Source organism: Desulfobacteraceae bacterium (assembly GCA_022340425.1).
Classification (GTDB): domain Bacteria; phylum Desulfobacterota; class Desulfobacteria; order Desulfobacterales; family JAABRJ01; genus JAABRJ01.
In genome coordinates, this window is sequence record JAJDNY010000011.1 from 1 (window position 1) to 5690 (window position 5690).

The following is a 5690-nucleotide window of genomic DNA, read 5'->3' on the forward strand; positions in this document are numbered from 1 at the left end:
AGCCGTGCGTTCGCCATGGCATTGAACATGGCCAAATGCTGCGACGCGTGGTTGGATATTATTTCCGTTCTGAAACCGGCGCCAGGAATGAACCTTGCCCAAAAAGAGGATTTCAAAAAAGAGATCGGAGCCGAGTTTGACCGTTTCAAGGAAAGCCATGGGCCTTGGTTTCAAGATTTCAAGAATTACCGATTCGCTTGGCTGATCGGTGATCCCGCCACTGAAATTCTCAAATACGCGGAAAGCGCATCCGCCGATCTGATTGTTTTGGGGGTCCACTATCGAAATGACAGGCCCTGCTACAACCGACTGGGGGAAGTGGCGCAGCGCGTTTTTCAATCCGCGCCCTGTGCGGTGATGCTGGTGCCAAGCGGGTTGAAGCGGGAAAAGACGGTTTCAGGCGGCCGGGAACACCTTCGGCAAAGAATATGGGAGGGAAATGCGTCATGAGAAAAACAGCCGTTGCCATCGGGGCAATAGGGATCCTCCTGGTTTTCAGCTCCTTGCTTTTGGCAGATTCACCCGCGAAGCCCGCTGATTGCCTGGGATCCTTTTTTACCAGCAGTCTTCATTTCACCGGGGAGGGGATGCGGCACTGGTATGAGGATGCCGGGGGGTTTAAAAAAATCACCCAAATTCCCTATGATCAACTGGACTGCAAAACCTGTCATGTCAAAAGCTGCGACACATGCCACGCCGGCCAAAAAGGTGAAAAACACTTCTTTTCGGAAAAGAAAGCCAAGGACATCAACACCTGCATGCCCTGCCACGGCCGGGAGGGGCTGACCTTCAAGTTTGACGGTGAAAGGGGTCAGCTGGATGTGCATATCAGTGCCGGCATGGTCTGCTCGGACTGCCACTACCGCTCCGACGTGCATGGCGACGGCCGCTTTCGCCAATCCATGCGCCACCCCAAGGGGGTCCGCGCCAGCTGTGAGGAATGTCATCTGGAGCAGGAGCGGGAGTCCCCCGAATTCGACCCCGATACCCAAAGCCACAGTGTGCACGGGGACAAACTGGCCTGCGCGGCCTGTCACGTGCGCTCTACGGTCAGCTGCTACAACTGCCACTTCGACACGTTTCTCAAAACGGGTGAAAAAAAGGGGAATTTCGTCGCCATGAAGGACTGGTTGCTGTTGATCAATCATGACGGCCAGGTTACCTCCGGAAACGTCCAGACCTTGGTCTACCAGAACAAAAAGTTCGTGGCCTACGCCCCGTACTTTACCCACTCCATCAGCGCCGAAGGCCGCCTCTGTGATGACTGTCATCAAAATGAGGCCGTGCAACGGATTCAAGATGGCGACCGGGTGCCGGTGGTCGGGTTTGAAAATGGACAGATCCAAACCTGGCAAGGCGTCGTGCCGGTGATCCAGGGAAAGCTGGATTGGGTGTTTCTCAATAAAACCGAAAACGGCTGGGTCCCGATTGCCGACACCTCACCTCCCGTGGAGCAATACGTCGGTTTCGGAACCCCTTTGACAGCAGAGCAATTTGAACGGCTGGCACAAGATGTTTCACATTGAATAACGCTTTAAATCCCCACCGCTCCTTGTCTTTTTGCCCATCTCCGGCGCTACATCCGCCAAGCCCTATCCCGCTGTCCGTCGACGGACGTGCCATGGTGACGCACCAGAATCCGGCGCCTTCTTGCGGGTTTAGGCATGACCGCGACGCTTAACGGTTGACAAATGGTTCCGGAATATTTCTACTGTGTACAATTCCACCCCATGGATCAACGGTGTGTTGCGTTGTGGTGTCGGCCATGAGATCTGCCGCGCATGAAAAACCCGCAAAAACGGAAACCCGCCTTTCAATCGCCTTGATGGTCATCTTGGCGATCGTGGCAACCGGCGTTTTTCTGCGCCAATTTAAGATCAACCCGGCAGTGCGCGCACTTCGGCCGGAAGCCTACCAGCACGCCCTCGCGCCGGAATCGGATCAGGCCGCTTTGATCGATGCCACGGCCTCAGGGATCACCCCCTTTTCGCCGCCGGAACGCTTCGGCCCGGACACCCTCTACGAAAAAATCAACGGTCGCGCGGACCTCTACCTCGCCTCCGGGTTCGCGTCCCTCTCCACCCAGCGGTTCAGCCCGAATGACGCCGCCGGGGCCTGGGTGGAGGTTTTCGTTTACGACATGGCCACGCCGGCCAATGCCTTTTCCGTGTTCAGCATGCAGCGCCGGGAAGGGGCCCGCTCCGACGATGCCTTCCCCGATGCCTACCGCACGGAAAACGCCCTCTTCATGACCCACGGGAACTTCTACCTGGAGTTCATCGGCACCGACGCCTCCCCGGGCCTGCAGCAGGCCATGGGAGACCTGGCCCGGCTTTTCGTTGCATCTCACGGCGATGCGGGCGCAGGGCCTGCACCGGGTGCCGACCTCTTTCCCATGGCGGGTTTTACGCCCGACAGCCTTCAGCTGATCGCCGCCAACGCCTTCGGCTTCGAGCAGCTGGATCAGGTCTACACCGCAGAATACCTGATCGACGCCACCCCCCTGACGGCCTTTGTTTCCCCGCGGCCGACCCCTGAGGCGGCATCCGCACTGGCCCTTGAATACCGGCAAACACTGCTCTCCTACGGCGCCCTCGTCGTAGACGGCCCGCCCCCCGTCGCGGGCGCCGGCGTTCTAAAGTTTTTCGACACCTACGAAATCGTCTTCAGCCAAGGCCGCTATCTGGCGGGGGTCCACGAAGCCGGCAGCCTGGAGGCGGCCGCCGAACTGGCCAGGAGGCTGGCCGGGCATCTGCAAGGGACAGAGCCGAAGCCGTGACCGTCACCGAAGGCGGGCCGCTCCGCTTTTCGCTCAGCGCTGGATTCGGGGAGTCGGCGACCCAACGTTACCCATATCATCCCGGGCCCCGGCGCCCTTAGGGGACTGTTGCATGACAGCTGATTCCACCCTAAACCGACGTGAATTTCTGACCCGCTGCACCCGGGCGGGGCTTTCGGTGGCGGCGGCCGCCGCCCTGGGGATCGGGTTCTACGATGGGAAGGGCCCCGATGGCGTATCCGACACCGGCGCCGCATTGCGGATTCCCGATTTTTCCCTGGCCCCGCTGCAGGGCAGGATCTGCATCGCCCGGGGAACGGACCGGGCGAGAGCCGTCGGGCAGGCCTTTGCGGCCCTGGGGGGCATGGGCGCGTTCGTCAAGCCCGGCGAACGCGTGCTGCTCAAGGTCAACGCCGCCTTCGCCTCCCCGCCGAGCCTGGGCGCCACCTCGCACCCGGATCTGGTGGCCGCCGTGGTGAGGCTGTGCCGCGACGCCGGTGCATCGCGGGTGATTGTCACCGACAACCCCATCAATGACCCGGCCTCCTGCTTCGCACTCACCGGCATCGATGCGGCGGCCCGTCAGGCTGGGGCCGAGGTGGTCTTGCCCCGCGAATCCTTGTTTGCACCCTACAGTGTGGACGGGGGGCGCCTGATCCGGGACTGGCCGGTTCTCTATGCCCCCCTGGCGCGGGTGGACCGCGTCATCGGAATGGCCCCGGTTAAAGATCATCACCGCAGCGGCGCCTCCATGACCCTGAAAAACTGGTACGGCCTGCTGGGCGGGCGGCGCAACATCTTTCACCAGGACATCCACACCATCATCCAGGAGCTGGCCATGATGATCAGGCCCACGGTGGTGGTCTTGGACGGCATCCAGACCATGATGACCAACGGGCCCACCGGGGGGTCGCTCTCGGATCTCAAACCCACCGGCACCCTGATCGTGAGCACCGATCCGGTGGCCGCCGATGCCGTCGGCGCGACCCTGCTGGGCCGGACGGCCGCAGACCTGGCCTTTATCGCCAAAGCGCAAAGCATTGGGGCCGGCACGGCCGACTACCGGTCCCTGGATCTGCAAGAGATCCAGACCTGAGGCGCGATTAGGACCGCTTCAATGAAAATCGTCACCGCCAGACGCATCAGCCAGATCTTCTTCTTCATGCTCTTCCTGTGGTTCTGCATCGTCTCCACCCTGGGCGAGCAGTGGTGGCAGTTGCGCGGCTGGCCGGTGGGCTGGCTGATGCAGCTGGACCCGCTGGTCGGCCTGGGCACCCTCTTGGCCACCGGCACCCTTTACGCCGGTTTGGTGTGGGGCCTGGCGACCGTGATCTTGACTATCCTGCTGGGCCGCTTCTTCTGCGGCTGGATCTGCCCCTTCGGGGCCCTGCACCAGGTCGTGGGGTGGATCGCCAACCGCGGCCGCAAGGCGTCGGCGATGATCGCAGCCAACCGCTACCACCGCGGCCAACGCATCAAATACCTCATCCTGCTCTTCCTGCTGGGCGCTGCGGCCGGCGATTTGTTGGGTCGGCTGTTGAAGGCTGCCATGGCCTCGGTGCCACTTTTGGCCGGGATTGTCGTCGGCATGCTGCTGCTGGGGGCCACTTTCGCCCGGTGGCAAAAAAAATCGGGGAAGCGTTGGGCGGCCGCTGTTGTCTTGATCGCCTTGGGCTGGAGCGCCCTGGGGCTTCTGACCGACGGCTCCCGGCTGCTGGCGGCATCCCTGCAGACCGGCCTGTTGGACCCCATCCCGCTCTTTTATCGATCGGTGAACCTGACCCTGCTGCCGCTGGTTGACGGCCGGCTGGTTTCGCTGTCTCCGGCCAGCCGGGTCTACCCCGGCGTCTTTGCCATGGGCGCCATCTTCTGGGCGGCTGTTTTTCTCAACTTGCGCATCCCGCGCTTCTACTGCCGGTTTGTCTGCCCGCTGGGGGCCCTCTTCGGTCTGCTGGGTAAAAACGCCCTCTGGCGGGTGGGGCAGAAAGCCGACGGCTGCACAGCCTGCGGCGCCTGCGACCGGTATTGCGAAGGCGCCTGCGAGCCCTCCTCGGTCATCCGCACCCCCGAGTGCGTGATGTGCATGAACTGTTTAGCGCACTGCCGGCACGACGTGATGGGCTATCAGCGCAGCCTATCGGCCGCCGGCGAGGTCGGCGTGCCGGACATCGCCAGACGGGAATTCATGGTGAGCCTCGTCTCGGGGGTGGCGGTCGTTCCCCTGGCGCGGCTGGCCGGCATGACCGGCGCGGCCTGGAACCCGGCGGTGATCCGGCCCCCCGGGGCCCTGCCCGAGACGGCCTTTCTCCAGCGCTGCATCAAGTGCGGCCAGTGCATGCGCGTCTGCCCCACCAATGTCATCCACCCGGCCGGGACCCAGGCCGGCCTTGAAGGCATCTGGACCCCGATGCTCAATTTCCGCATGGGCACCAGTGGCTGTCAGCAGGGCTGTATCGCCTGCGGCAACCTGTGCCCCACCGCGGCCATCCGCCCGATTTCGCTGGACGAGCGCTTGGGCCGGGGCGATTTCGCATCCCGAGGCCCCATCCGCATCGGCACGGCCTTTGTCGACCGGGGCCGTTGCCTGCCCTGGGCGATGGACCGCCCTTGCATCGTCTGCCAGGAAAACTGCCCGGTCAGCCCCAAGGCGATCTTCACCCACGAGGTCTACGAGCCGGTTCGCCTGGGCGGCGCGCTGGTCTTTCAGGCAATGGCGGACAACCGGCTGCTGGTCGAAGGCCCGGCACTGCCTTCTGAACGGTTTGCAACCGGGGACTATTTTGTTACCATTGACGGCGGCGACAGTCGGCCGCCGGCCAGGATCGTCGCCATCGGTCCCGGCGGCATCACCCTGGCGGACAGCCCCTGGGCCGAGACGGCCGCAGCGGGAGACCGGCTCACGCTGCTGGTG

Annotated in this window: 5 protein-coding genes; all 5 read left to right on the forward strand. The window is 62.9% G+C overall.

The features are described 5' to 3' along the window. Positions 1-450, forward strand: a 450-nt coding sequence (locus LJE63_00900; protein ID MCG6905151.1) for a universal stress protein, incomplete at its 5' end; no start/stop codon positions are given. A gap of 137 nt (positions 451-587) precedes the next feature. Beyond that, positions 588-1526: a cytochrome c3 family protein gene (locus tag LJE63_00905; protein MCG6905152.1), complete on the forward strand. Its 939-nt coding sequence runs from the start codon at positions 588-590 to the stop codon at positions 1524-1526. Between the two features lie 239 nt (positions 1527-1765). After that, positions 1766-2779 carry a hypothetical protein gene (locus LJE63_00910; GenBank protein MCG6905153.1) on the forward strand — a complete coding sequence of 338 codons (1014 nt, stop codon included), beginning with the start codon at positions 1766-1768 and terminating at the stop codon, positions 2777-2779. Between the two features lie 112 nt (positions 2780-2891). Beyond that, positions 2892-3875, forward strand: coding sequence for a DUF362 domain-containing protein (locus LJE63_00915; GenBank protein ID MCG6905154.1), 984 nt, complete (start codon positions 2892-2894; stop codon positions 3873-3875). A gap of 21 nt (positions 3876-3896) precedes the next feature. Beyond that, positions 3897-5690 (forward strand): 4Fe-4S binding protein (locus LJE63_00920; protein MCG6905155.1); only part of this gene is annotated, 1794 nt, incomplete at its 3' end.

Excerpts from the sequence above, each read along its gene's own strand:
- LJE63_00905 (MCG6905152.1), top strand. The coding sequence starts at position 588 with ATGCGGCACTGGTATGAGGATGCCGGGGGGTTTAAAAAAATCACCCAA.
- LJE63_00910 (MCG6905153.1), top strand. The coding sequence starts at position 1,766 with ATGAGATCTGCCGCGCATGAAAAACCCGCAAAAACGGAAACCCGCCTT.
- LJE63_00915 (MCG6905154.1), top strand. The coding sequence starts at position 2,892 with ATGACAGCTGATTCCACCCTAAACCGACGTGAATTTCTGACCCGCTGC.